General features: G+C 66.1%; 25 protein-coding genes. 9 read left to right on the forward strand and 16 right to left on the reverse strand.

Going from position 1 to position 23,420, the window contains the following annotated elements:
- Window positions 1-163 precede the first annotated feature (163 nt).
- The 8 genes from WN73_RS21805 to WN73_RS21840 form a co-directional block, all read right to left on the reverse strand.
- Window positions 164-430, reverse strand: coding sequence for a hypothetical protein (locus WN73_RS21805; protein WP_028171599.1), 267 nt, complete (start codon window positions 428-430; stop codon window positions 164-166).
- A 1,562-nt stretch (window positions 431-1,992) separates the two neighbouring features.
- Complete coding sequence (gene gatB / locus WN73_RS21810) at window positions 1,993-3,471, reverse strand: Asp-tRNA(Asn)/Glu-tRNA(Gln) amidotransferase subunit GatB (RefSeq protein WP_271554717.1); 1,479 nt, start codon at window positions 3,469-3,471, stop codon at window positions 1,993-1,995.
- Window positions 3,468-3,770 carry a hypothetical protein gene (locus WN73_RS21815; RefSeq protein ID WP_271554718.1) on the reverse strand — a complete coding sequence of 101 codons (303 nt, stop codon included), beginning with the start codon at window positions 3,768-3,770 and terminating at the stop codon, window positions 3,468-3,470. The genes gatB and WN73_RS21815 overlap by 4 nt, the downstream gene beginning before the upstream one ends.
- The gene (gatA, locus tag WN73_RS21820; RefSeq protein ID WP_271554719.1) at window positions 3,761-5,236 is read right to left on the reverse strand and encodes an Asp-tRNA(Asn)/Glu-tRNA(Gln) amidotransferase subunit GatA; all 1,476 of its coding nucleotides are present in this window, start codon (window positions 5,234-5,236) and stop codon (window positions 3,761-3,763) included. Before gatA ends, WN73_RS21815 begins: the two co-directional genes overlap by 10 nt.
- Window positions 5,233-5,445, reverse strand: coding sequence for a hypothetical protein (locus WN73_RS21825; protein WP_027547180.1), 213 nt, complete (start codon window positions 5,443-5,445; stop codon window positions 5,233-5,235). Before WN73_RS21825 ends, gatA begins: the two co-directional genes overlap by 4 nt.
- Before the next feature lie 18 nt (window positions 5,446-5,463).
- Entirely contained in the window at window positions 5,464-5,751 is a 288-nt protein-coding gene (gene gatC / locus WN73_RS21830) for an Asp-tRNA(Asn)/Glu-tRNA(Gln) amidotransferase subunit GatC (protein WP_011087850.1), read from the reverse strand.
- Between the two features lie 77 nt (window positions 5,752-5,828).
- Window positions 5,829-6,905 carry an NAD(P)H-dependent flavin oxidoreductase gene (locus tag WN73_RS21835; protein ID WP_271554721.1) on the reverse strand — a complete coding sequence of 359 codons (1,077 nt, stop codon included), beginning with the start codon at window positions 6,903-6,905 and terminating at the stop codon, window positions 5,829-5,831.
- A gap of 17 nt (window positions 6,906-6,922) precedes the next feature.
- Entirely contained in the window at window positions 6,923-7,903 is a 981-nt protein-coding gene (locus tag WN73_RS21840; RefSeq protein ID WP_028171594.1) for an NAD(P)H-dependent flavin oxidoreductase, read from the reverse strand.
- Window positions 7,904-8,000: 97 nt separating this feature from the next.
- Between WN73_RS21840 and WN73_RS21845 the strand changes: the two genes are divergently transcribed.
- Entirely contained in the window at window positions 8,001-8,891 is an 891-nt protein-coding gene (locus tag WN73_RS21845) for a LysR family transcriptional regulator (protein WP_028171593.1), read from the forward strand.
- Here the strand turns inward: WN73_RS21845 and WN73_RS21850 are convergent.
- A complete protein-coding gene (locus WN73_RS21850) occupies window positions 8,878-9,093 on the reverse strand; it encodes a hypothetical protein (RefSeq protein ID WP_028171592.1) in 216 nt (71 codons plus the stop codon). The genes WN73_RS21845 and WN73_RS21850 overlap by 14 nt on opposite strands.
- A 46-nt stretch (window positions 9,094-9,139) precedes the next feature.
- Between WN73_RS21850 and ruvX the strand changes: the two genes are divergently transcribed.
- The gene (gene ruvX / locus WN73_RS21855; protein WP_028171591.1) at window positions 9,140-9,625 is read left to right on the forward strand and encodes a Holliday junction resolvase RuvX; all 486 of its coding nucleotides are present in this window, start codon (window positions 9,140-9,142) and stop codon (window positions 9,623-9,625) included.
- A gap of 5 nt (window positions 9,626-9,630) precedes the next feature.
- Window positions 9,631-10,554, forward strand: coding sequence for an AEC family transporter (locus tag WN73_RS21860; RefSeq protein WP_028171590.1), 924 nt, complete (start codon window positions 9,631-9,633; stop codon window positions 10,552-10,554).
- Between the two features lie 167 nt (window positions 10,555-10,721).
- Here the strand turns inward: WN73_RS21860 and WN73_RS21865 are convergent, their stop codons facing one another.
- From WN73_RS21865 to WN73_RS21875, 3 genes are all read right to left on the reverse strand, one after another.
- Complete coding sequence (locus WN73_RS21865; protein WP_271554726.1) at window positions 10,722-11,492, reverse strand: CPBP family intramembrane glutamic endopeptidase; 771 nt, start codon at window positions 11,490-11,492, stop codon at window positions 10,722-10,724.
- Between the two features lie 145 nt (window positions 11,493-11,637).
- Entirely contained in the window at window positions 11,638-13,281 is a 1,644-nt protein-coding gene (locus WN73_RS21870; RefSeq protein ID WP_271554727.1) for an acyl-CoA dehydrogenase family protein, read from the reverse strand.
- 20 nt (window positions 13,282-13,301) lie between these two features.
- Window positions 13,302-14,060: a M15 family metallopeptidase gene (locus WN73_RS21875; protein ID WP_039185230.1), complete on the reverse strand. Its 759-nt coding sequence runs from the start codon at window positions 14,058-14,060 to the stop codon at window positions 13,302-13,304.
- Window positions 14,061-14,263: 203 nt separating this feature from the next.
- On the opposite strand from WN73_RS21875, the gene WN73_RS21880 reads away from it, so the two are divergent.
- The 4 genes from WN73_RS21880 to WN73_RS21895 all read left to right on the forward strand — a co-directional run bounded on the left by WN73_RS21880 (window position 14,264) and on the right by WN73_RS21895 (window position 18,643).
- Complete coding sequence (locus tag WN73_RS21880; protein ID WP_271554730.1) at window positions 14,264-15,211, forward strand: aspartate carbamoyltransferase catalytic subunit; 948 nt, start codon at window positions 14,264-14,266, stop codon at window positions 15,209-15,211.
- A gap of 5 nt (window positions 15,212-15,216) precedes the next feature.
- Window positions 15,217-16,518, forward strand: a complete 1,302-nt coding sequence (locus tag WN73_RS21885; RefSeq protein ID WP_028171586.1) for a dihydroorotase — start codon at window positions 15,217-15,219, stop codon at window positions 16,516-16,518.
- A gap of 104 nt (window positions 16,519-16,622) precedes the next feature.
- On the forward strand, window positions 16,623-17,219 hold the full coding sequence (gene plsY / locus WN73_RS21890) for a glycerol-3-phosphate 1-O-acyltransferase PlsY (RefSeq protein ID WP_271554771.1): 597 nt from the start codon (window positions 16,623-16,625) through the stop codon (window positions 17,217-17,219).
- Window positions 17,220-17,431: 212 nt separating this feature from the next.
- The gene (locus tag WN73_RS21895; RefSeq protein ID WP_271554731.1) at window positions 17,432-18,643 is read left to right on the forward strand and encodes a patatin-like phospholipase family protein; all 1,212 of its coding nucleotides are present in this window, start codon (window positions 17,432-17,434) and stop codon (window positions 18,641-18,643) included.
- On the opposite strand, the gene WN73_RS21900 is transcribed toward WN73_RS21895, so the two are convergent.
- Complete coding sequence (locus WN73_RS21900; protein WP_271554733.1) at window positions 18,635-19,879, reverse strand: amidase; 1,245 nt, start codon at window positions 19,877-19,879, stop codon at window positions 18,635-18,637. The genes WN73_RS21895 and WN73_RS21900 overlap by 9 nt on opposite strands.
- A 115-nt stretch (window positions 19,880-19,994) precedes the next feature.
- Between WN73_RS21900 and dprA the strand changes: the two genes are divergently transcribed.
- The gene (gene dprA, locus WN73_RS21905) at window positions 19,995-21,113 is read left to right on the forward strand and encodes a DNA-processing protein DprA (RefSeq protein WP_271554735.1); all 1,119 of its coding nucleotides are present in this window, start codon (window positions 19,995-19,997) and stop codon (window positions 21,111-21,113) included.
- On the opposite strand, the gene WN73_RS21910 is transcribed toward dprA, so the two are convergent.
- A complete protein-coding gene (locus WN73_RS21910) occupies window positions 21,110-21,532 on the reverse strand; it encodes a winged helix-turn-helix transcriptional regulator (RefSeq protein ID WP_011087865.1) in 423 nt (140 codons plus the stop codon). The two genes, dprA and WN73_RS21910, sit on opposite strands and share 4 nt — an antisense overlap.
- Window positions 21,533-21,615: 83 nt before the next feature.
- Between WN73_RS21910 and WN73_RS21915 the strand changes: the two genes are divergently transcribed.
- Window positions 21,616-22,224 (forward strand): FMN-dependent NADH-azoreductase, encoded by a 609-nt coding sequence (locus WN73_RS21915; RefSeq protein WP_271554737.1) that lies wholly within the window; start codon window positions 21,616-21,618, stop codon window positions 22,222-22,224.
- A gap of 61 nt (window positions 22,225-22,285) precedes the next feature.
- Here WN73_RS21915 and WN73_RS21920 read toward each other — a convergent pair whose 3' ends face one another.
- A complete protein-coding gene (locus WN73_RS21920; RefSeq protein WP_011087867.1) occupies window positions 22,286-22,468 on the reverse strand; it encodes a hypothetical protein in 183 nt (60 codons plus the stop codon).
- 176 nt (window positions 22,469-22,644) lie between these two features.
- Entirely contained in the window at window positions 22,645-23,418 is a 774-nt protein-coding gene (locus WN73_RS21925; protein ID WP_271554738.1) for an SDR family oxidoreductase, read from the reverse strand.
- Between the last annotated feature and the right edge of the window lie 2 nt (window positions 23,419-23,420).

The raw sequence follows: 23,420 nt of genomic DNA on the forward strand, positions 1-23,420 counted from the left end.
AACTTGATTCAGCGCAACCAGGCACGCCCGTGGAAACACGGGGCCGGCTGCGATCCTCAGCTCGAAGCGTTTTCAAGCAAAGCGGATACCGGTTCGCGTCGGGAAAACATCTCAGAACAAGACACCAGAGCCCTGTTCCGATGCCATCGGAACAGAAATGGCTCTAGTGGGTGGAAACCCACGCCCTCGCGTCGCGCTGTGCGGCCGAGATCTCGGCGTCCGACATCTGTCCGGCAACTTCCTGGCGCAGCGCCACGGCGTCCTTGCGGCCCTTCAGGGCGGCGAGGTTGAACCATTTGTGCGCGGCGACGAGATCGACGAGGCCGGCGCGGCCGCTCGCCCAATAGATCCCGCGCTCGAACAGCACGTCCGACAGCGCGCTCGCGTCGATCGGCGTTGCGGTCTCCAGATCGAAAGTACCCTGAAACATAACGCATCCCCTGTTTTCTTATGCCGCCTCGTTCCCCCGAGCGCGGCTCCCGTCCAACTCTGATTTGCGTGATCCCTTCTGGGATCATGCGCTGCTCAACTCTTCCCCAAGTCTTCTTGCCCAGGCCGTTTGCCGGCTTGTTGGAAGCGATGATGGCGGGCAAATTTGAATGGCAGTTTAAGTATCGCGATGAAGCAGACGTAAACGCGCCTTGGCCGCGGCCGCGCACGGAATGCCAAAAGTCCCCATTTGACGGGCACTTCTGCGATTCGTCAGATTCGGTTTACCCTGCGATTTTCGGACAACGATAACCATCGCGCGCGGTGGCGGGGCGCTGTGGCGTACACTCCGCCACTTCCAGTCGTCACCCATGACCCGGCTACGCCAAGGCACTGCCGGGGCTTGCGGTCCTGGAACGCCGAAGCTTCAGCGAAGGCGGCAGGCGGGCGCCCCATCCATCGAGAAGCCGCGGCACACCGGGTCGCCGCCGGGCGATGGCACTGCAAATAGGGGAAACGGCGCACGGACGTCGCGCAACGACAAAGCCGCAGCCCTCGCCTGCCCCGAGGCAGCGCTCAGCGGCAGCGCGGTCACGCCACGACCAGATCAGCAATGTGTGGAAAGGGAATGCCGGCAATACCCCGGCCTCAGAGAACGAGGGCGTCGGCGAACACGTCAGGACCAGATTTCACGTTGACCCGAAGGCCGCTTGTGAAATTGCAGAACCGGAGAACCGGCACCGCACCGAACGAAGAAAACTCGTTTCTTCTGCCGGACCGCGAAAAGAGCGATCCGACCGTTGACCTGATGTCTCGCCGACACCCTCTATCGTCGACCAGAACCTCTGGGAGGCGCTGATGACGTGCCGGCTCTCTGGGAGCCGGCAACTTCAGAAGTCGAAGTTACTTCTTCTTCTTCGCGACCTTGCGGGTCTTCTTCGCAGTCTTCTTCACTGCGCTCTTCGCCTTCTTCGCCTTCTTCGCTTTCTTGGCCATGTTGCCCTCCGATGTGTGAGATGGCTTTAATCGCTGCATGCAGTCGGGGATCGAATGCACACTCATCCCGAATACACCAACACGACGAAAAAAACAGCTTCTCGCTTAAAGAAGTGTTGACGCAGCAAGGCGCGTGCGCTTGGCGAGCGCGATGCAAGCACACTGCATGACGTGTTCGTCCGATCGCGGAGAGTGGGCGCATCATCGATGTTTGCGAGAGTAATGATTGCAAGAAAACACTATGCAGAAAGTATTTTCCTGCACTCACGCATTGCGCGTGATCGACGCGATGACGCGCGTCGCGACGCGCAGGATCGCCCCGCGAAGGCGTTTCGCGGACTCTGAGTCGCAGTTTTTGGCAACGAAAATATTTTCATGCTTAACGGCGCGAGCGCTCGTCGGAGCCCGTGCAAGCCGCCGTTTTGCGCGAATCGCGTGACGGCGATTCGGTCGCCGCATCGCAGTCGTCGGGACGAAGATTGCCGCCGAGGACGCGCGCGAGCGTCGCATCGCGAACCCATAGCGAGGTGACGAAGCATGTCCGTCACCTCGTCCGAACGCGTGAGGCTAGATGCCGAGCTTGGACTTGAGCAGCTCGTTGACGCTTTGCGGGTTGGCCTTGCCGCCGGACGCCTTCATCACCTGGCCGACGAACCAGCCGAGCGACTGAGGCTTGTCCTTGACCTGCGCGGCCTTGTCGGGATTGGCCGCGATGATGTCGTCGACCACCTTCTCGATCGCCGAGAGGTCGGTGACCTGCTTCATGCCGCGGCTTTCGACCAGTGCGCGGGGATCGCCGCCCTCCTGCCAGACGATCTCGAACAGATCCTTGGCGATCTTGCCGGAGATCGTGCCCTCGCCGATCAGATCGATGATCGCAGCCAGCTGCTCGGCGGTGACGGGAGAGCCCGTAATATCCCGGCCTTCCTTGTTGAGACGACCGAACAGCTCGTTGATCACCCAGTTCGCCGCCATCTTGCCGTCGCGCGCGCGGTTGCCGAGCTTGTCGAGCACGGTCTCGTAGAACACCGCGCTCTCGCGCTCGGCGACCAGCACGCTCGCGTCGTAAGCTGACAGGCCGAAATCGGCGACGAAGCGCGTCTTCTTCTGGTCCGGCAGCTCGGGCAGCTTCGCCTTCAGCTCGTCGACGAACTCCTGGCTGAACTCCAGCGGCAGCAGGTCGGGATCGGGGAAGTAGCGGTAGTCGTGCGCCTCTTCCTTCGACCGCATCGACCGCGTCTCGCCCTTGTCGGGGTCGAACCGGCGCGTCTCCTGCTCGATCTGCCCACCGTCCTCGAGGATATCGATCTGACGCCGCGCTTCATACTCGATCGCCTGGCCGATGAAGTTGATCGAGTTCATGTTCTTGATTTCGCAGCGGGTGCCGAGCGGCCCGCCGGGCTTGCGCACGGAAACGTTGACGTCGGCGCGCAGATTTCCCTTCTCCATGTCGCCGTCACAGGTGCCGAGGTAGCGCATGATCGAGCGCAGCTTGGTGACATAGGCCTTGGCCTGCTCGGCGTCGCGGATGTCCGGTTTTGAGACAATCTCCATCAGCGCCACGCCACAGCGGTTGAAGTCGATGAGGGACAGCGACGGCGACTGGTCGTGCAGCATTTTGCCGGGATCCTGCTCGATATGCAGGCGCTCGATGCCGACGGTGACACTGCGACCGCCGTCGAGCTCGACCAGCACCTCACCTTCGCCCACGACGGGCGATTTGTACTGGCTGATCTGGTAGCCCTGCGGCAGGTCCGGATAGAAATAGTTTTTGCGATCGAACACCGAACGCAGATTGATCTTTGCGTTGAGACCAAGCCCGGTCCGGACAGCCTGCCTGACGCATTCCTCGTTGATGACGGGCAGCATGCCCGGCATCGCAACATCGACCAGCGACACGTGGCTGTTCGGCTCGCCGCCGAACGCGGTGGACGCGCCCGAGAACAGCTTTGAGTTCGACGTCACCTGGGCGTGGATCTCCATGCCGATGACCATCTCCCAATCGCCGGTGGCGCCTTTGAGAAGCTTGTGCGTGGCCGTGCTCATGTCTTGCTCCCGAGCAGCGTGACAGCGATCCGCTGCCACTCCGCTTCCAATGAATCCTCTGCCGCGACCTGTCCGGCCTGGCGATACCAGTAGCCGGCATTGCCGAGATCGCCTTCGACGCGGTGCAGATAGGCGTGCACCCAGGCCGCCTCGCGGCTGCTCTCGTCCTGAACGATCTTGTGCGCCCGGTCCCAGTCGCCCTTGGCGGCCCACCAGAGACCTGTGAGCGGCGCGTTCAGGTCCGGCGCCGGCGCCGCGCCGTCGAGGCTCGCGATGAACGCTGCGACATTCACCACCACCTCGCGGGCGTGAAGCGGCCGGCGGCCTGCTCGATCACTTCGCCGAGCGAGAACAGCGTCTCCTCGTCGAAGGGACGGCCGATCAGTTGCAGGCCGAGCGGCAGGCCCTGTGCGTCCTTGCCGGCGGGCACGGCGATGCCGGGCAGCCCCGCCATGTTCACCGTCACCGTGAAGATGTCGTTGAGATACATCTCGACCGGGTCGGCGCCGCCCTTCTCGCCGATGCCGAAGGCCGCCGACGGCGTCGCAGGCGTCAGGATCGCGTTGACGCCCTTGGCGAAGCAATCCTCGAAATCCTTCTTGATCAGCGTGCGGACCTTCTGGGCGCGCAGATAATAGGCATCGTAATAGCCGGCCGAGAGCACATAGGTGCCGATCATGACGCGGCGGCGCACCTCCGCGCCAAAACCTTCGGCGCGGGTGTTCTCGTACAGCTCGATGATGTTCCTGCCCTGCTCGCGCAGGCCGTAGCGCACGCCGTCATAGCGCGCGAGGTTGGAGGACGCCTCCGCCGGCGCCACGATGTAATAGGCCGGCAGCGCGTACTTCGTGTGCGGCAGCGACACCTCGACGAGCTCGGCGCCGGCGGCCTTGAGCCACGCCGCGCCCTCGCTCCACAGCTTCTCGATCTCGGCCGGCATGCCGTCGAGACGGTACTCCTTGGGGATGCCGATCCTGATGCCCTTCACGGATTTGCCGATCGCGGCCTCATAGTCCGGCACGGGAATATCGACGGACGTCGTGTCCTTCGGATCGTGGCCGGCCATCGAGCGCAGCAGCATCGCGCTGTCGCGCACGCTGCGCGCGATCGGACCTGCCTGGTCGAGCGAGGAGGCAAAGGCGACGATGCCCCAGCGCGAGCAGCGGCCATAGGTCGGCTTGATGCCGACGGTCGCGGTGAACGCCGCCGGCTGGCGGATCGAGCCGCCGGTGTCGGTCGCGGTCGCGCCCATGCACAGCAGCGCCGCCACGGCCGAGGCCGAGCCGCCGGACGAGCCGCCCGGCACCAGCGTGGTGTTGGAGCCTTCACGTCGCCAGGGATTGCCGACGGGACCGAAGCACGAGGTCTCGTTCGCCGAGCCCATCGCGAACTCGTCATTGTTGAGCTTGCCGAGCATCACCGCGCCGTCGCGCCAGAGCTGCGAGGTCACGGTGGACTCGTAGGTTGGCACGAAATTGCCGAGGATCTTCGAGCAGGCCGTGGTGCGCACGCCCTTGGTCGCGAACAGGTCCTTGATGCCGAGCGGGATGCCGGCGAGCGGACCGGCATCGCCTTTGGCGATCTTGCCATCCGCCTCGCGCGCCATATCGCGCGCGCGGTCCGGCGTCTCCATCACGAAGGCATTGAGCACGCGCGCGGCTTCGATCGCGGACAGATGCGCGTCGGTCAGCTCGAGTGACGTGAAAGTCTTGGCCGCGAGACCCTTGCGGGCCTCGGCGAGCGTCAGCGATGTCAAATCGGTCATTTATTGATCGGGCTGCAGAAGAATGGAGACAGGGTCTTGTCGTTGGCCGGGTCGTCTTTCTTGGCGGCCGCTTTCGCAGCCGCCTCGATCTCGTCGAGCACGGCATTGACGGCGACATTGGGGTCGGCAGCCTTGCCCTGCCGCTCCATCTTGTCGAGATAGTTCATATAGGCCTGGTAGGCCTTCTCATCGTCGCAAAGCAGGCACATCGGACCACGTCCTAAAAATTACTCGACGACCTTCGGCACCAGGAAGAAGTGACCTTCGGTCGCGGGCGCGTTGGCAACGATATCGTCCGCGATCTCGCCGTCATTGACCACGTCCTGCCGCTTCTTCATCTGCATCGGGGTGACCGAGGTCATGGCCTCCACGCCCTCGACATTGACCTCCGAGAGCTGCTCGACGAAGGCGAGCATGGCGTTGAGCTCGCCCTGCAGATGCGGAACCTCGCCCTCGGAAACCGCGATGCGCGCCAGATGCGCGATGCGGCGGACGGTAGCGGCGTCGACGGACATTATATAAGGCCTCTCACGGCAAAACCTATGTGCCGTATAGCAGAGGCCGGTTTTGCGCCGCAACCGGGGCTTCCCGCCTATCCAGCGAGCGCCTTCATGCGGGCCAGGGCCGATTTGGCCAGATCCCGGGTCAATTCGGCGGCAGGGAGCTCACGGCCGAGGGCGATGGCCTGGCCGGCCCAGAGATTGGTGAAATCCACCCTGCTCTGCTTTTCGGCGGCGGCCTTGAGCGGCCCCAGCGCGGTTGCCGCATGGGGAAACGGAGGTGCATCCGGCGAGATCGGACCGGCCTCGCGCATCAGGCGGTTCTGGACCCCGCGCGCCGGCCGGCCGGTCATGACATTGGTGATGACGGTGGAATCGTCCCGCCCCTCGGCCAGCGCAGCGCGGCCCGCCGCACTCACCTTGGATTCCGGGCAACGCAGATAGGCGCTGCCGATCTGCACGCCGGACGCGCCGAGCGCGAAGGCGGCGGCGATGCCGCGCCCGTCGGAGATGCCACCCGCTGCGATGACCGGCACCTTCACGGCATCGGCGACCTGCGGCACCAGCGCGAAGGTGCCGGGCTGCTCGGCGATCTTGTCGGTCAGGAACATGCCGCGATGGCCGCCGGCCTCGGCGCCTTGCGCGATCACGGCGTCGGCACCGTGCCGCTCGAGCCAGACGGCTTCCTTCACCGTCGTGGCGGACGAGATGACGAGAGAGCCGGCCGCCTTGACGCGCTTGAGCAGCGCCTGCTCCGGCAGGCCGAAATGGAAGCTGACGACTTCCGGCTTCAGCTCCTCGACGACTTCGCAAAAGGCCGCATCGAACGGAGCCCGGTTCGCGGCGTTGATGGGCGCCGCCGGATCGAGGCCGTGCTCCCGGTAGTAACCGGCGAGCCGCTGCTTCCAGCGCGCTTCGGCCTCCGGCGTGAGATCGACCGGCGTGTGACAGAAGAAGTTCATGTTGACCGGCGCCTTCACGCGCTGGCGGATGAGACCAACCTGTTCGCGCGCCTTCTCCGCCGACAGCATCGCGCAGGGCAGCGAGCCCAGCGCCCCGCCTTGCGCGGCGGCGATCACCAGCTCCGCATCCATCACGCCGGCCATCGGCGCCTGCACGATCGGGAATTCGGTCTTGAAGAGGTCGATCAGTCGACGGTCAGGCCACATGGTGTGTCTCTCTCAGTTCAGGCGACGGACGTGATGGAGTTGCGCCGGCCGGCAAGCAGGTGCTCCGCCTCAATCGCAATACGCTCGACGATCTCGGCCGCCGGCGGAATATCATGGATCAGGCCAACCGCCTCGCCCGCGATCACGGCGGCGACATCGAAATTGCCGGCCGCCTTTGCTGCGGCATACTCCGCCGCGACTGCGGCGACATTCTGCATCATCTCGACCTCGCGGCCGATCCAGCGCCTGGCGTGGTCGTTGAGCAGACACCTTCCCGTGAAGGGCGCCGGCCAGACATTGTTGCGCGACAGGTCGAAGATGATGCCGCGCACGGTCGAGCCGCTGCTGGCCGCGCAAATGCGCCGCTTGGCCTCCTCGGCGCCGTCGGCTTCCTGGCTCGCATAGAAGCGCGTGCCGAGCAGCACGCCGCCCGCGCCGAGCATCATCATGGCGGCGAGACCGCGCCCGTCTGCGATGCCGCCGGCCGCGACGACGGGCACGCGGCCCGCGGCGAGATCGACCACGGCGGGCACGAGATCGACGGTCGTCCGTGACGCGCCGTGACCGCCCGCCTCCGTGCCCTGCGCGATCAGGATATCGGCGCCGGCGTCGAGCGCCTGCCGCGCCATCGCCTCGTCCTGCACCTGGCAGATCAGGCGCGCGCCCGCGGATCTGATCTTCGGTGCGAACGGCGCAGGATCGCCGAAGGACAGCATGATCGCCGACGGCTTTGCGGCGAGCGCGATGTCGAGCAGCTCGGGCCGCTTGGCGAGGCTCCAGGTGATGAAGCCGATCCCGAACGGCGCACGCAGACCGGAGAGCTTTGCGGTCTCCCGCTCCAGCCACGCCCGCTCGCCATAGCCGCCGCCCAGAATGCCGAAGCCTCCCGCGCGGCTGACAGCCGCCACCAGACGGCTGCCCGCGATGACATCCATCGGCGCCAGCAGGATGGGATGCCTGATCTCCAGCAAGCTCGTCAGCGGCGTCGCAATGGGCATGGCTTCTCCCCGATCTGGACAGCGAGACTAAGCGCGACTAGCATTCTCGAAAAATGAATTGTAGCGAACGCTGCCATCACAAAAGCGAAACGACGCCATGGAACTCAGCGATATCCAGACCTTCGCCGCGGTCGCGCGTACCGGCGGCATCACTCGCGCCGCCGAAGAGCTCAACACCGTGCAATCAAACGTCACCCAGCGCGTGAAGGCGCTGGAGGCGGAGATCGGCACGCCGCTGTTCGAGCGCCACAGCCGCGGCATGACGCTGACCGGCGCCGGCAAACGCCTCCTGCCCTACGCGGAACGGATGGCCGCGCTATCGCGCGAGGCCGTGCTCGCCGCGCGCGACGATGGCGAGCCGAAGGGACCTCTGGCGATCGGTTCGATGGAAACGACAGCCGCCGTGCGACTGCCGCCGCTGCTGGCCGATTTCCACCGCTGCTTCCCGGCCGTGCGCCTCTCCTTGCGCACGGCAACAACGGCCGACCTTGTTGCTGGCGTGCTCGAAGGCACGCTCGACGGCGCCTTCGTCGCAGGTCCCATCGCGCATGCCGACCTCACGGCGACGAGCGCCTTCCGCGAAGAGCTGGTGCTGGTCAGCGCGCGGCGCTGGAGCTCGCTAGCCGAGCTGCGTGCCGGCACGCCGGAGTCAGGTCCGACTGCGCTGGTGTTCCGCACCGGCTGCACCTATCGCCAACGACTCGAGCAGATCTTCGTCGAGTTCGGCTGGCCGTCGGCCGCACGGTTTGAGCTCGGCACGCTCGACGGCATGATCGGCTGCGTCGCCGCCGACATGGGCGTGACGCTGCTCCCGCGCGCCGTGGTCGAGCGCAGCGCGATGAACGGCAGCGTGTCGATCCACCCGCTGAGCGCCTCGCACGCGCGCGTCGAGACACTCTTCATCCAGCGCAGTGCCGGACATCAGTACAGCGCGCTGCAAGGCTTTGCCGCCTGCCTGAAGAAGGACGACGACGTCATCGCGGCCTGAGATACCAGCGCCGGAGCGCCACCACGGCCCAGATCGCCTCGACCAGCCCGAACGGCCAGGCGCCCTGCAGGAAGCCGTAGGCCGAGCCGAGCGCGCAGGACATCGCGAACAGCAGCACGAACCAGTGGCTGCGGTCCTCCATCGCATAGCAGACCAGCATCGCGGTGACGGCAAACAGGCCGAATAGTGTCAGCGCATCCATGTTCCGGGTTCACTCCACGGCGTGACGCGTGATATGCGCTGATGCCATGCCGGCTCTTATCCTGCCCCTGGTCGATGCTGCAACCCACTGGCCCGAACGCGGCGGGCTGGTTGGCCTTGATCTGGGCACCAAGACGATTGGCGTCGCCGTGTCGAACCCGGACCGGCGGTTGGCGACCGGCGTCGAGACCATTCAGCGCAAGGCGTTCAAGCAGGACGCCGCCCGGCTGCTCGCGATCGCTGCTGAGCGCAAGGTCGTCGGCTTCGTGCTTGGCCTGCCCATCAACATGGACGGCAGCGAGGGCCCGCGCGCGCAATCGACCCGCGCCTTCGCCCGCAACCTCGCCAATCTCACCACGCTCCCCATCGGCCTCTGGGACGAGCGCCTCTCGACCGCAGCGGTCGAACGCGAGCTGATCGGAATGGATGTCAGCCGCGCCAAGCGCGCCGAGGTGATCGACGAGCACGCCGCGATCTTCATCCTGCAAGGCGCGCTCGACCGCCTCGCGAACTTGCGCACCGGAAACGGCTGACCCCCATGGCCGTCGTAATCGCGGCGCTGCTGCCGGTCTTCATCCTCATCGTGCTCGGCGTCGTGCTGAGGCGCAGCCTGATGCGGCTGGACACGCAATGGCACGGGCTGGAGCGGCTGACCTATTTCGTGCTGTTTCCGATGCTGCTGATCCAGACGCTGGTGAAGGCCGACCTTTCCAAGGTGCCGGTCGCCGGCGTCGGCGGCGCGCTCTTGCTGTCGGCGCTGGCGATGTCGCTGCTGTGCCTCGCGCTGCGCCCGGCCCTGTCGCGGCTCGATATTGACGGGCCGGCCTTTACCTCGATCTTCCAGGGCGCGACGCGCTGGCAGACCTATGTGGCGCTCTCCGTCTCCGCCAACATGTTCGGCGATGTCGGGCTGGCGCTGGCTTCGGTCGCGATGGTCGCGATCATCCCTCTGGTCAACGTGTTCAGCGTCGCCGTGCTCGCGCACTATGCATCGCCGGAGAAACAGTCCGCCCGCGCGATCGTCATGACGGTGATCCGAAATCCCCTGATCTGGGCCTGCGCAATCGGGCTCTTCATCAACGTCGTCCATCTGCCGCTGCCGAAGATCTGGCATGAGGTTGCGGACGCGCTGAGCCGGTCATCGCTGGCGATCGGCCTGCTCGTGACCGGTGCGGGCCTGCATCTCGAAGGCCTCCTGCGTCCCAGCCTGAGCGCGACGATCGGCGTCGCCTTCAAGCTGGTCCTGATGCCCGTGCTCGCGCTGGGGCTTGCGGCCTGGTTCGGGCTATCAGGCAACAGTCTGGCAATCGTCGCGATCTGCGCGGCGGTGCCGACCTCACCCAGCGCCTATGTGCTGGCCCGGCAGATGGGTGGCGATGCGCCGCTGCTGGCGCAGATCATCACGCTGCAGACGATCCTTGCGGCCATCACGATGCCGGTCGCGATCGCGCTGGTGGCCTGAAACTCGTCGTTGTGGGCGCCTCCCTCTGCTCGTCATTGCGAGGGGCTCGCGACAAAATTGCGAAGCAATTTTGCGCTGATGCGACGAAGCAATCCAGAATCCCTCCGCGGAGAGATTCTGGATTGCTTCGCTTGCGCTCGCAATGACGGAATGCGGGGCAACCTCCGTCAGCCCCCCAGCCACATCGTCAGCACCACCGCAGTCATGTTGTTCAGCGCGTGCAGCACGATCGTGAGCCAGAGCGAATTGGCGCGATAGCGCATGTAGCCGAACCACACGCCGATGGTGAAGACCTCGGCGAGGAAGTACAGGTCGTATTGCAGATGCACGACCGTCCACACCAGCGACGACAGGATGATCGCGCCGGGCACGCGCAGGAAGCTCGCCGACCAGCCGCGATAGAGAAAGCCGCGCGCCAGCACCTCTTCCGACATCGGCGCCGCCACGCTGAAGGCGATCAGCAGCAACAGGGCCGCGCCCTTGTCACGGCCCGATTTCAACAGATCGGTCATGAAGCCCGGCGTCGCCTCGCGGCCGAGGCTCCGCGACACCGTCTCCCAGGCCAGCACCAGCAGGATGAGACCGACCGCGCCGAACAGGAGCTGCATCCAGGACGGCCAGCGCAGCGCGAGATAGTCGACGAAGGAGGCCTTCTTGATACGGATGGCGAGCCACACCGCGAGGAGTGTCGCCGGCAGGCCCATGATGACCGACAGCGCGAGCGCCGCCGGCTCGCGGCCGACCGACTGGATCGAGGCCATGTCGATCGGAAGGCCGCGCAGCGCGGCCAGCAGCAGGATCGCCCCGACCTGGCCGACGAACATCGCGACGAAGATGAGAAGGCCCCACAGCGCCGTACCGAAGAACCTCCAGACGCGCGGCGCGTGATCCGCGGGCGTCATGGTCAGTGGCGGATGCTCGGGATTGAGGGAATCCATCAGGAGGCTTTCGTTGAGATGGCCGTCATTCCGGGGCGCCCGAAGGGCGAACCCGGAATCTCGAGATTCTCAAGGTGCGCAAGGGCGCACCGTAGTTCGATGCTTCGCATCGCCCCGGAATGACGGCAAAAAAGAAGCAAAAAGCTCACGGCAGCGCCCTCTCCAGCAGCGCGCGCACGTCGCCGCTCTCCAGCTCGACCGCGCCGTACATGCTGGCGTGGGTTGTGGCGAGGCGCGTGGCCGCGAACAGTTCAGCATGACGCGGCGACACGCCGTTCAGCGCGGCGGCCGCGGCAAGCAGCGCCAGCTTCTCGACCGCGAGCCGCGCGACGCGCTCGCCATCGGCGCGGCGGAAGGTCTTGTCGATGAACGCGACCGCCTCGCCTGCGCCCGGCAAACCCTTGGTCTCGGCGGCAAGCGATTGCAGCACCGCCATCGCCGCCTCCGGCTCGCGCGACAGTGCGCGCAGCACGTCGAGGCACATCACGTTGCCCGAGCCTTCCCAGATCGCGTTGACCGGCGACTCCCGATAGTGGCGTGCCAGGATGCCGTCCTCGACATAGCCGTTGCCGCCGAGGCACTCCATCGCCTCGTAGAGGAAGCTAGGCGCGCTCTTGCAGGTCCAGTATTTGATCGCGGGCGTCAGCAGCCGCATATAGGCGGCCTCCGCCGCATCGTGCGGGGTGCGGTCGAAGGCGCGGCAGAGCCGCATCACCAGGGCGACGCTCGCCTCCACATGCAGCGCCATGTCCGACAGCACCGCCTGCATCAGGGGCTGATCGGCGAGATGCTTCTGGAACACGCTGCGGTGACGCGCATGATGCAGCGCATGCGCGAGCCCCGAGCGCATCAGGCCGGTGGAGGCGATCGCGCAATCCTGCCGCGTCAGCTGCACCATCTGGATGATGGTGCGGATGCCCTTGCCCGCCTCGCCGACCGCTTGCGCATAAGCGGCGGCGAATTCGACCTCGGACGAGGCATTGGAGCGGTTGCCGAGCTTGTCCTTCAAGCGCTGGAACTGGATCGCGTTGACGGACCCGTCGGGCGCAAAGCGCGGCATGAAGAAGCAGGTCAGTCCCTCGTCGGCCTGCGCCAGCACCAGGAACGCGTCGCACATCGGCGCCGACATGAACCATTTGTGGCCGGTGATGCGATAGGCCTCGCCGTCGCGCACCGCGCGCGTCATGTTGGCGCGCACATCGGTGCCGCCCTGCTTCTCGGTCATGCCCATGCCGAGCGTCATGCCGCGCTTGCGCCACCACGGCGCAAACGTCGGGTCGTAGCTCTTCGTCGCCAGCACCGGCATCACGCGCGCCAGCAGATCCGGCTGCATCGCCAGCGCGGCGACGGAGGCACGCGTCATCGTGATTGGACAGAGATGGCCGGTCTCGACCTGCGAAGCGATGTAGAATTTTGCGGCGCGGATGACCTCGGCGGCATCGCCCGCCGGCTTCCCGTCCGCCGTCCACGTCGAATTGTGCACACCGGCATGCGCGCTGTGCGCCATCAGCTCGTGATAGGCCGGATGAAACTCGATCTGGTCGCGGCGATTCCCCTTGGCGTCGAAGGTGCGCAGTTTTGGCGTGTTCTCGTTCGCCACGCGCCCGCGATCGGCCATCGCGGCCGAGCCCCAATGCTTGCCGAATTCGGACAGCTCCCGCTCCGCCTTAGCGCCGCCATTGGCCTTGACCGCCTCGACCAGCGGCCGGTCCACGGCAAACAGATCGACATCCCAAAACGGCGGCGACTGGTTGAAGACCTCGTGGGTTGCGAAGCTGGGCTGAGTCATCTTGTTTCCCCGGCGCGGAATCAGTTCCGCCGCGGCTGGATCGGGAAATCATAGGCCGCCCCGCCTGCCCCCGGCAGCGAAAAATGCCACCACTCCTTCGAATAGTTCACAAAGCCTTGCTTGGCCATCGCAGCCACCAGCCGCTTGCGCCAGGCGCGCTGGTCCGGCGTAATCGACGGTGCTGCGGTATGGCCCTTCGTATCCGTGCAGTCGTAGCCGGTGCCCATGTCCACGCTGCCCTCCGGCGGCCGCGCCTCGACCGACGCCGTGCAGTCGGCATAGGTTTTCGACGGGTCGTATTTGCCGGAATTGTCGGCCTTGAGATCGACCAAGGTGAGATCGAGCGCCGCCCCCGTCGAATGCTGCGAGCGGCTCGCGATGTAGCCGAGGCGAAACAGCTCGGTCTTGGCAATCCTGGGATTGTAGCGGCGCTCGGCGGCGGTCTCGCGGCCGTTCTGCGACCACGCGACCATGTCGAGCGAGGCCCGCGCCGGCCGGTAGCAGTCGAACATCTTGAGCGACAGGTTCTGTGCGGCGAGGTCCTGCTGGACCGCCTTCAACCGCAGCCCCACCTCCCGCTTCACCACGCACTCGCCGGCGCCGTAGCCGGCGAGCGGACGGCCGACGAAATTGTTCGATGTGGCGTAGCGGATGTCCTGGATGATGCCGGGATCGATGTCGCGCAAATAGACGAAGCCGCCGGGGAGCGATTGGGCGTGGGCGGACGAGATTGAAGCGATCGCTAAAAGTGCGATCAAAATTGATTTGGCTGAGCGCATCCAAACTTCCCTGTCATTCCGGGGCGATGCGACAGGACCGCGAAGCGCGGCCTGGAGCATCGAACCCGGAATCTCGAGATTCCGGGTCTGGCGCTTGCGCGCCATCCCGGAATGACGGTGTACCAGACTCCTCAGGGGATAACTCCCCGCCCCGGCATTGGCCCTTGCCCCCCCAGCCATCCCCGCCTATAGCTCTCGTTTTAATGACATCGAAATCGACCTTCGTCCTCGGCCACCGGCATTTGCTGGGCATCGAGGGCCTTTCCGCGGCCGACATCACCGGCCTCCTCGACCTGTCCGAAGAATATGTCGAGCTCAACCGCCAGGTTGACAAGAAGCGCACCGTCCTGCGTGGACGGACGCAGGTGAACCTCTTCTTCGAGGCTTCCACCCGGACCCAATCCTCGTTCGAGCTCGCCGGCAAACGGCTTGGCGCCGACGTCATGAACATGTCGGTGTCTTCCTCGTCCATCAAGAAGGGCGAGACGCTGGTCGACACCGCGATGACGCTCAACGCCATGCACCCGGACATCCTGGTGGTCCGGCATCACGCGTCCGGCGCGGTGGAACTGCTGGCCCGCAAGGTTGACGGTTCCGTGATCAATGCCGGCGACGGCGCGCACGAGCATCCGACGCAGGCGCTGCTCGACGCCCTGACCATCCGCCGCAACAAGAGCCGGATCGAGGGCCTCGTCGTCGCGATCTGCGGCGACGTGCTGCATTCGCGTGTGGCCCGTTCCAACATCATCCTGCTCAACACCATGGGTGCCCGCGTCCGCGTCGTCGGCCCCTCCACGCTGCTGCCGCCCGGCATCGAGCGGATGGGCGTCGAGGTTGCGCGCGACATGCGCGAGGGGCTCAACGGCGCCGACATCGTCATGATGCTGCGGCTCCAGCGCGAGCGCATGAACGGCTCCTTCGTGCCGTCGACCTCCGAATATTTCAACTATTTCGGGCTGGACCAGAAAAAGCTTGGCTATGCCAAGCCAGACGCTCTCGTCATGCATCCCGGCCCGATGAACCGCGGCGTCGAGATCGACACAGCGGTCGCCGACGGCGCGCAATCGCTGATCCGCGAACAGGTCGAGATGGGCGTGGCGGTGCGCATGGCCGTGCTCGAAGCGCTCGCCCGCAACTTGCCGAACGCGTGATGCTCATGCTGACTGACCGCCGTCCCATCCTGCTCGCCAACGCCCGCGTCGTCGATCCCTCAAGGGATTTCGACGGCCCCGGCGATGTCCTGATTGCCGACGGCATCATCCGCGAGACCCGCCGCGGCATCGGCGCCGCCGGCGTCCCCGAGGGCACCGACGTCGTCAACTGCGCCGGCAAGATCGTGGCCCCGGGCCTGATCGACATGAAAGCTTTCGTCGGCGAACCCGGCTTCAGCCATCGCGAGACCTTCGCGTCCGCGAGCCAGGCGGCCGCGACCGGCGGCATCACCACCATCATCTGCCAGCCCGATACGGAGCCCGTCATCGACAATTCGGCGACGGTGGACTTCGTGATGCGCCGCGCCCGCGACACCGCGATCGTCAACATCCAGCCGATGGCGGCGCTGACCAAGGGGATGCGCGGCGAGGAGATGACCGAGTTCGGCCTATTGAAGGCCGCCGGCGCCATCGCTTTCAGCGACGGCGACCGAAGCGTGACCAACGCCCAGGTGATGCGCCGGGCCCTGACCTACGCGCGCGATTTCGACGCGCTGATCGTGCATCACACCGAAGATCCCGATCTCGTCGGCGAAGGCGTGATGAACGAGGGCGAGTTCGCCTCGCGGCTCGGCCTGATGGGCATTCCGAACGCAGCGGAAGCCGTGATGCTGGAACGCGACATGCGCCTCGTCGCGCTGACCGGCGGCCGCTATCACGCCGCCTCGCTGTCCTGCATCGACTCGCTCGACATCCTCAAGCGCGCCCGCGACGCCGGGCTCGCCGTCAGCGCCTCGGTCTCGATCAACCATCTTGCGCTGAACGAGAACGATATCGGGCCCTACCGGTCGTTCCTGAAGCTGTCGCCGCCGCTGCGCACCGAGGACGACCGCCGCGCGCTGGTCGCAGCCGTCGCCTCCGGCCTCATCGACGTCATCATGTCCGACCACAATCCGCAGGACGTCGAGGTCAAGCGCCTGCCGTTCGCGGAAGCAGCTCCCGGCGCCGTGGGGCTCGAGACCATGCTGCCCGCCGGCCTGCGGCTGATGCACAATGGCGAGCTGGACCTGAAGACGCTGATCCAGGCGATGTCGACCCGGCCGGCCGAGATTCTGGGCCTGCCCGGTGGAACCCTGCGCGCCGGTAGCCCGGCGGATGTGATCGTGATCGACCCCGACGTCCCCTGGGTGGTCGATCCCGCCGAGCTCAAATCGCCCTGCAAGAACACCCCGTTCGACGAAGCCCGCTTTACAGGCCGCGTGGTGCGCACCATTGTCGGCGGACGGACGGTCTTCGAGCATGTCTAGGGTGACGGTTTTGGGTGTCGCCCTGCACGGCGACAGCGGATCGGGACAGGATCATGCGTGGCGTCGCAGTTCAACATGGCGATGCGGCCAAGGGATTTGCAGCCATGGGTCTTGAAGCATTTTTGCCGGTGGCGCTCGTCATCGGCTACCTCCTCGGCTCGATTCCGTTCGGGCTGGTCCTGACCAGGCTCGCCGGCACGCAAGATATCCGCTCGATCGGCTCCGGCAGCATCGGCGCCACCAACGTGCTGCGCACCGGACGCAAGAGCCTTGCTGCGGGCACCCTCTTGCTCGATGCGCTGAAGGGCACCGTGGCGGTCGTGATCGCCGGCTACATCGCCGGCCCCAATGCCGCGATGGTGGCGGGCCTCGGCGCCTTCCTCGGCCATCTCTTCCCGGTCTGGCTCAAATTCAAGGGCGGCAAGGGTGTCGCGGTCTATATCGGCATCCTGCTCGGTCTGTTCTGGCCGGCCGCGGTGGTGTTCTGCCTGCTCTGGTTGGCTACCGCCTTCACCACCCGCTATTCCTCGCTCTCGGCGCTGGTGGCGTCGTTCATCACGCCAATCTTCCTGTGGTGGTTCGGCCACCTCGCTTTGTCTGCGCTGTTCGCCGTGCTGACGCTGTTGCTGTTCTACGCGCATCGCGAGAACATCAAGCGGCTGCAATCGGGCAAGGAAAGCCGGATCGGCGAGAAGGCCTAGAGCGTTTTCGAGCGAAGTGGATACCGGTTCGCGTCAAGAAAGCGCGTCAAAACAAAATCCAACGCCGGGAAAAAGTACGGATACCGCCGCGCTCCTTCCGCATTATACGCCAAATCCTGTTCGCAACTCGAAAGCCAATCGTGGCCAGAGTGGCGAACGAGTTCCATGCCTGTCATCCTGACAGCGCAAAAGGCGTTACGCGGTTGCTCAGAATGAGCGAGAAGATTGTCGGCGCGCATATCGACGGTGGTCCGCAAGATGCTGCGCGCACTGCGGCGAGCCGACTGCTGTCCATGACGGACATCTGGTCCGATGCGCCCTCGCCGCCTCCTGTCCCCGAGCCGGCTCCCGTTGCACCGCCACCTGCGCCCGCCCCCGTGGCACAAATTGCCGCGCCCATCGAGGCCGTGACCGCGGCTGCACCTGTCGTGCGCGATCAGGTCCGCCCCGATCAATGGCCACCGCGAAGACTCTCGCTGGCGCTTCAGGGCGGCGGCACCTTTGCCGCCTTCACCTGGGGCGTGCTGGAGCGGCTCCTGGAAGAGCCCGATATCGAGATCGACACCATCAGCGGCGCCAGCGCCGGCGCCGTCAATGCGCTGCTGCTCGCTTGCGGCCTCGCCGAGGGCGGCCGCGAAGCGGCGCGCGCGCGGCTGAACCGGTTCTGGGTCCGCCTGATGCACGAGGCCTCGTTCCGCTCGCTGATGCTGGTCGGCGGCTTTTCGCCCGTGGGAAGCTCGGTCGCGTTCGGGCCGACGCTGCGCTCCGGCCAGTTCGATCCGTTCGATCTCGATCCGCTGCGGCAGGCGCTGTCGCGCGACATCAATTTCGCGGCGCTGCGCGCGGCGAAGTCGCCAAAGCTCCTGATCGCGGCGACGCGGATCCGCGACGGGCAGCAGCAGATCTTTCGCAACGACGCCATCACGACCGACGTCGCGCTGGCCTCGACCTGCCCGCCTTTGGTCCACTGCGCCGTCGAGATCGAGGGCGAAGCCTATTGGGACGGCGGCTTCGGCGGCAATCCGCCATTGCTGAAGCTGGCGCAGGAGACGGCGGCGACCGACGTGCTGCTGGTCCAGCTCACCCCGTCCCGCGACAGCTACGTGCCGATCACGCTCGCCGCCATCGACCGCCGGCTCGACCAGATCACCGCAAACGCCGCGCTCAATGCCGAGGTTGCGGCGATCGCATGGGCGCAATCGCACGCCGCATCCTCGCTGCGGCTGTCCAGGATCGCGGCGGAAGACTCCGTTGAAGGCCTGGCGCAGCGTAGCTCGGCCGATCTCGGCCGCGGCTTCATCCGCCTGTTGCACCGGAGCGGCCGCGAGGCGGCCGAGCGCTGGCTCGGGCAAGGAGCAACGATCAGTGCAGCTCCGCCTGCATCCGACCAGCGCACCGCTTCCGCAGAACCCGCGCTAGCCTGATTTCGCCAGCGCATCCTCCAGGAACCACGCCGTCGCAAGCGCATGCGCGTCGTTGCCGAAACGCGCGATCACCTGCACGCCGATCGGCAGGCCACCGACCTTCAGCACCGGCACGTTGACGCAAGGATTGCCCATCAGCGTCCAGAGCCGGTTGTAGCGGGGGTCGCCGGTGCTCGCGAGCGCCTTGGCCGGCGCGGTGCCCGGCGCCGAATAGGTCAAGAGCACGTCGACGCCCTCGAACACTTCGCCAAGCTCGCGGCGGCCACGGCGGCCGATCCGGCGCGCCTCATCATATTCTTTCGGCGTGAGCCCGACTGTCGCATCGAGGCTGGCGCGCAGCATCGGCGCGATCTCGTCGTGATGCTCGGAAAACTCCCAGGCGAGCGCGCGGTGCGCCTCGAAATCCTGGATGATGGGATGGATGCGCCAGGCCTCATGCACCGCCTCGGGCAGATCGATGGCCTGAACACTGGCCCCGGCCCGCTCGGCCGCCTTGATCGCCGCTTGCAGGCCCTGCTCGGCCGCCGGCTCGACAGCGCCGGCGAACTCCTGCCTGACCACGCCGATGCGCGGCGCCTTGGCCGGGACGATGCCGGAGAATTCGCTGCGGCCGGTCATCGCGAGCAGTCCGCGCGCGAGATCTTCCGCGCGCGCGCCGAACAGGCCGACCGTGTCGAGCGACCACGAATAGCACTTCACGCCGACGGTCGGCAGCATACGGAACGACGGCTTGATCGCGGCCGTCCCGCAATAAGCGGCGGGCCGGATCACCGAGCCGCCGGTCTGGGTGCCAAGCGCCAGCGGGATCATGCCGGCACCGACCGCCGCCGCCGAGCCCGAGGACGAGCCGCCCGGCGTATGGCCGGTATTGTGCGGATTGAGCGTCGCCGTGGGATCGCGCGAGGCGAACGCCGTGGTCGTGGTCTTGCCGATGATGGTAGCCCCCGCCCGCTTCAGCATCATCACAACCGGCGCGTCCGAACGCGGCTGCCAGCCGCGATAGATCTGCGAGCCCATCTCGGTCGGCATATTGGCCGTGTCGATGATGTCCTTGATGCCGACGGCGATGCCGCGCAGCGGGCCGGAGGCTTGCGCCTTCGCGGATTTGTCGTGGCGGACGAAGGCATGGACCTCCTTCTCCCGCGCCTCGATCGCCGCGTGCGACTGGGCAATGGCGGTGTCAGGCGACAGCTCGCCCGTTTCGATGCGGCGCTGGAGGTCGGCGAGTGAGATCATGGCAAAACCCTTCTTATTGGGATCGCTTTTAGCATTGCGCCGAGGTCGCGCAAGCGCACGCCCCTGTTGCCCACGCCCTCAGGTTGTTCCATGCTGTCCCTGCAAGGGAGACGCCGTGGACGCCATCAACCCCAGCGTGGAGCTGACCGAAGCCGAGCGGGTCGACCGCCTGCGGCTGATCCGCTCGGACAATGTCGGGCCGCGCACCTTCCGTTCGTTGGTCGATCATTTCGGCAGCGCGCGTGCGGCCCTGGAGCGGCTGCCGGATCTGGCGCGCCGCGGCGGCGCGGCGCGGTCGGGGCGCATCTGTAGCGCGGACGAGGCGAAGGCCGAGCTCGCCGCCAGCCGCAAATTCGGCATCGCCTGGCTCGCGCCCGGCGAGGACGGCTATCCGGCGCGGCTTTCGACGCTCGACGACGCCCCGCCGCTGCTCGCGGTACGCGGCGACACGACAACCTTGATGCGGCCGATGATCGCGATCGTCGGCTCGCGCAATGCCTCCGGCGCTGGGCTGAAATTTGCTGGTCAGCTCGCGCGTGAGCTTGGCGAAGCCGGCTTCATCATCATCTCGGGGCTCGCCCGCGGCGTCGACCAGGCCGCGCATCGCGCCAGCGTCGAGCGCGGCACGATCGCCGTGCTCGCCGGCGGCCATGACTGCATCTATCCGCCCGAGCACGGCGACCTGCTCGGATCGATCCTCGATCACGCGGGCGCGGCGATCTCCGAGATGCCGCTCGGCCACGAGCCGCGCGCCCGCGACTTCCCCCGCCGCAACCGGCTGATCTCGGGCGCCTCGCTCGGCGTGGTCGTGGTGGAGGCCGCCCACCGCTCGGGCTCGCTGATCACCGCGCGCATGGCGGCCGAACAGGGCCGCGAGGTGTTCGCGGTGCCGGGCTCGCCGCTCGATCCGCGCGCCGCCGGCACCAACGATCTGATCAAGCAGGGCGCAACGCTCGTCACCGAAGCTGCCGACGTCATCAATGCTGTCGCACCGATCATGGAGCGGCCGCCGATGATTCCGGCGCGCGAGCCCGACAGCGAGCCGTTCGAGAGCGATCCGCAGACGCACGACCGCGACCAGATCGTCAGCCTGCTCGGCCCCGTGCCGATCGGCCTCGACGATCTCGTGCGGATGTCCGGCGCCTCGCCGGCAATCGTGCGCACCGTGCTGCTGGAGCTCGAGCTCGCCGGCCGGCTCGAACGCCACGGCGGCGGATTGGTGTCGCTGCTTTAGTTCTCGCCGCGCTTGTCGAACCGCGTACGTGCGGCCTCGATCTGCGCCAGATGCTCCATCGCCCACTTGCCGAGCGCCTCCACGGGCCGCGACAGGCCGCGGCCGAGATCGGTCAGCTCATAGTCCACGCGCGGCGGAATGGTCGGGAAGATCGTGCGCGTGACGAGGCCGTCGCGCTCCAGCCCGCGCAACGTCAAGGTCAGCATCCGCTGCGAGATGCCGTTGATCATGCGCTTCAGCTCGTTGAAGCGCTTCGGTCCGTCGCCGAGCATCATGATGACGAACACGCTCCATTTGTCGCCGACGCGGGACAGCACGGAGGCGACCCCGCGGCAGTCCGCATGGTTGGGATCGGGCCTTTGATCCGGCCTTGGCGAAGCAGGCAGATCGATGTGCGCAGGTTTCAAAGATGTGTCCATGGCTCAAAAAAGTGCGTTCTTGCGGGGATTTCGATGGTCACTCATGTAGTGCGGGTTACAAATCTATACCATGGGTGACCTCAATGAAACTCCTCCATATCGACTCCAGCGTGCTCGGCCCCCACTCCGTCAGCCGGCAGGTTTCCGCCGCCATCGTCGACCGTCTCCGGCAGGCGACGCCCTCGATCGACGTCGTCTATCGCGACCTGACCCAGACCCCGCTCGCCCACCTCTCCGGCTCGCATCTGGCGGCCGCGCAAGGCGCGCCTGCGCCGGCGGAACTTGGACCCGACCTTGCCGCGAGCGCGGCCGTGCTGAACGAGTTCCTCGCTGCCGACGTGGTCGTGATCGGCGCGCCGATGTACAATTTCACCATCCCGAGCCAGCTCAAGGCCTGGATCGACCGCATCCTGGTGGCGGGGAAGACATTCCAATACGGCGCCAATGGACCTCAGGGCCTTGCCGGCGCAAAGCGCGTGATCGTGGCGATCTCACGCGGCGGCTATTACGGCGCGGACACGCCGACTGCCGCTGGCGAGCATCTCGAAACCTATCTGCGCTGGGTGTTCGGCTTCATCGGCATCACCGATCCCGAGTTCATCTCCGCTGACGGCATCCAGGTCGGGCCGGATCATCGTGAGAAAGCGCTGGCCGGCGCACTTCAGGCGGCCACCAGCCTTCAGGCGGCGTGAGGCTCACGCCGACCGCAACAGCCGCTGCCGGATTCCGGCGGCGGCTGACAGATCGCACCGGCTAAAACCAGGCGCCCTGCATGCCCAGGATGACGGCCACGAGCGAAACGAACAGGCCAATGCCGGAGAAAACAGCCACCCCGATGAGCTCCGATTTGTCGGAGCGTCTGGCGGGAATGGCGGAGCGTTCGGTGAAAATGCGCGGTGTTGAAATCGACGAAAAAATACGAGCTGCCTTTGGCATGACGGGCTCCCTGAAAATGAGTCTTATGACCCCCTGCCCGTAAAAGGGTCTTGGCAGCTTGCGGCAAGGTTCAACCTCATCACGCAAGGTTCAGAAAATACATCCCGCAGGACGAGGGAACCGGTCGGCGCAACCGACCTCGTCGCGCCGACCGATTCAATTTGCACTTGATTTGATCAGCCGCGATAGATCGGCGCACCGCTCGGAGCGGCGACTGCGCCGCCATCGACGAAGATCTCCTGGCCTTGAATATGCGCGGAATCATCGGAGGCGAGGAACAGCACCGTCTTCGAGATGTGATCGGGTTCACCAATGCGGCCGAGCGGCGTCGACAGCGCGATCCGCTTCTCGAACGCCTTCTCGGCTTCAGGCGTTGCGATCGCAGCGCCCCAGATCGGCGTGCGGATCGCGCCCGGCGCGACGACGTTGACGCGGATGCCGCGCGGCGACAGCTCCGAGGCCATGATCCGCGCCATCGCCCGCACGCCGGCCTTCGCCGCGCCGTAAGCCGAATAGCCGGGAATGCCGAGCACCGAGATCACCGAGCCGTTGAGGATGATCGAGGCGTTGTCGTTCAGATGAGGCAGCGCCGACTGAACCGTGAAGAACACGCCGGTGAGGTTCGTGCTGATCACCTTCTCAAAGACCTCCAGCGTCGCCGCACCGAGCGGCGTGCTGCCGGGAATGCCGGCATTGGCGAACACGATGTCGAACTTGCCGAACTTCTCGGCGCCCTGCCTGATTGCAGCTTCGGTGGCCGCGATGTCGGTGGCATCGGCGACGACCGCAAGCGAGTTCGGGCCGAGCTCCTTCGCGGCAGCCGCCAGCGTCTCCTTGTTGCGCCCGGTGATCACCACCTTGGCACCCTCGGCCACGAACAGCTTTGCAGTCGCAAGGCCGATGCCGCCGTTGCCGCCCGTAATCAATGCCGTCTTGTTCTTCAGTCTCACGT

The sequence above is a fragment of the Bradyrhizobium sp. CCBAU 45394 genome (assembly GCF_028128655.1).
Taxonomy (GTDB): domain Bacteria; phylum Pseudomonadota; class Alphaproteobacteria; order Rhizobiales; family Xanthobacteraceae; genus Bradyrhizobium; species Bradyrhizobium diazoefficiens.

Excerpts from the sequence above, each read along its gene's own strand:
- WN73_RS21835 (WP_271554721.1), bottom strand. The coding sequence starts at position 6,905 with ATGTGGCCTGACCGTCGACTGATCGACCTCTTCAAGACCGAATTCCCG.
- gatB (WP_271554717.1), bottom strand. The coding sequence starts at position 3,471 with ATGAGCACGGCCACGCACAAGCTTCTCAAAGGCGCCACCGGCGATTGG.
- WN73_RS21840 (WP_028171594.1), bottom strand. The coding sequence starts at position 7,903 with ATGCCCATTGCGACGCCGCTGACGAGCTTGCTGGAGATCAGGCATCCC.
- WN73_RS21825 (WP_027547180.1), bottom strand. The coding sequence starts at position 5,445 with ATGTGCCTGCTTTGCGACGATGAGAAGGCCTACCAGGCCTATATGAAC.
- WN73_RS21915 (WP_271554737.1), top strand. The coding sequence starts at position 21,616 with ATGAAACTCCTCCATATCGACTCCAGCGTGCTCGGCCCCCACTCCGTC.
- WN73_RS21865 (WP_271554726.1), bottom strand. The coding sequence starts at position 11,492 with ATGGATTCCCTCAATCCCGAGCATCCGCCACTGACCATGACGCCCGCG.
- WN73_RS21845 (WP_028171593.1), top strand. The coding sequence starts at position 8,001 with ATGGAACTCAGCGATATCCAGACCTTCGCCGCGGTCGCGCGTACCGGC.
- WN73_RS21910 (WP_011087865.1), bottom strand. The coding sequence starts at position 21,532 with ATGGACACATCTTTGAAACCTGCGCACATCGATCTGCCTGCTTCGCCA.
- ruvX (WP_028171591.1), top strand. The coding sequence starts at position 9,140 with ATGCCGGCTCTTATCCTGCCCCTGGTCGATGCTGCAACCCACTGGCCC.
- WN73_RS21860 (WP_028171590.1), top strand. The coding sequence starts at position 9,631 with ATGGCCGTCGTAATCGCGGCGCTGCTGCCGGTCTTCATCCTCATCGTG.
- WN73_RS21880 (WP_271554730.1), top strand. The coding sequence starts at position 14,264 with ATGACATCGAAATCGACCTTCGTCCTCGGCCACCGGCATTTGCTGGGC.
- WN73_RS21805 (WP_028171599.1), bottom strand. The coding sequence starts at position 430 with ATGTTTCAGGGTACTTTCGATCTGGAGACCGCAACGCCGATCGACGCG.
- WN73_RS21895 (WP_271554731.1), top strand. The coding sequence starts at position 17,432 with ATGAGCGAGAAGATTGTCGGCGCGCATATCGACGGTGGTCCGCAAGAT.
- WN73_RS21875 (WP_039185230.1), bottom strand. The coding sequence starts at position 14,060 with ATGCGCTCAGCCAAATCAATTTTGATCGCACTTTTAGCGATCGCTTCA.
- WN73_RS21920 (WP_011087867.1), bottom strand. The coding sequence starts at position 22,468 with ATGCCAAAGGCAGCTCGTATTTTTTCGTCGATTTCAACACCGCGCATT.
- WN73_RS21850 (WP_028171592.1), bottom strand. The coding sequence starts at position 9,093 with ATGGATGCGCTGACACTATTCGGCCTGTTTGCCGTCACCGCGATGCTG.
- WN73_RS21885 (WP_028171586.1), top strand. The coding sequence starts at position 15,217 with ATGCTGACTGACCGCCGTCCCATCCTGCTCGCCAACGCCCGCGTCGTC.
- gatC (WP_011087850.1), bottom strand. The coding sequence starts at position 5,751 with ATGTCCGTCGACGCCGCTACCGTCCGCCGCATCGCGCATCTGGCGCGC.
- gatA (WP_271554719.1), bottom strand. The coding sequence starts at position 5,236 with ATGACCGATTTGACATCGCTGACGCTCGCCGAGGCCCGCAAGGGTCTC.
- WN73_RS21870 (WP_271554727.1), bottom strand. The coding sequence starts at position 13,281 with ATGACTCAGCCCAGCTTCGCAACCCACGAGGTCTTCAACCAGTCGCCG.
- plsY (WP_271554771.1), top strand. The coding sequence starts at position 16,623 with ATGGGTCTTGAAGCATTTTTGCCGGTGGCGCTCGTCATCGGCTACCTC.
- WN73_RS21900 (WP_271554733.1), bottom strand. The coding sequence starts at position 19,879 with ATGATCTCACTCGCCGACCTCCAGCGCCGCATCGAAACGGGCGAGCTG.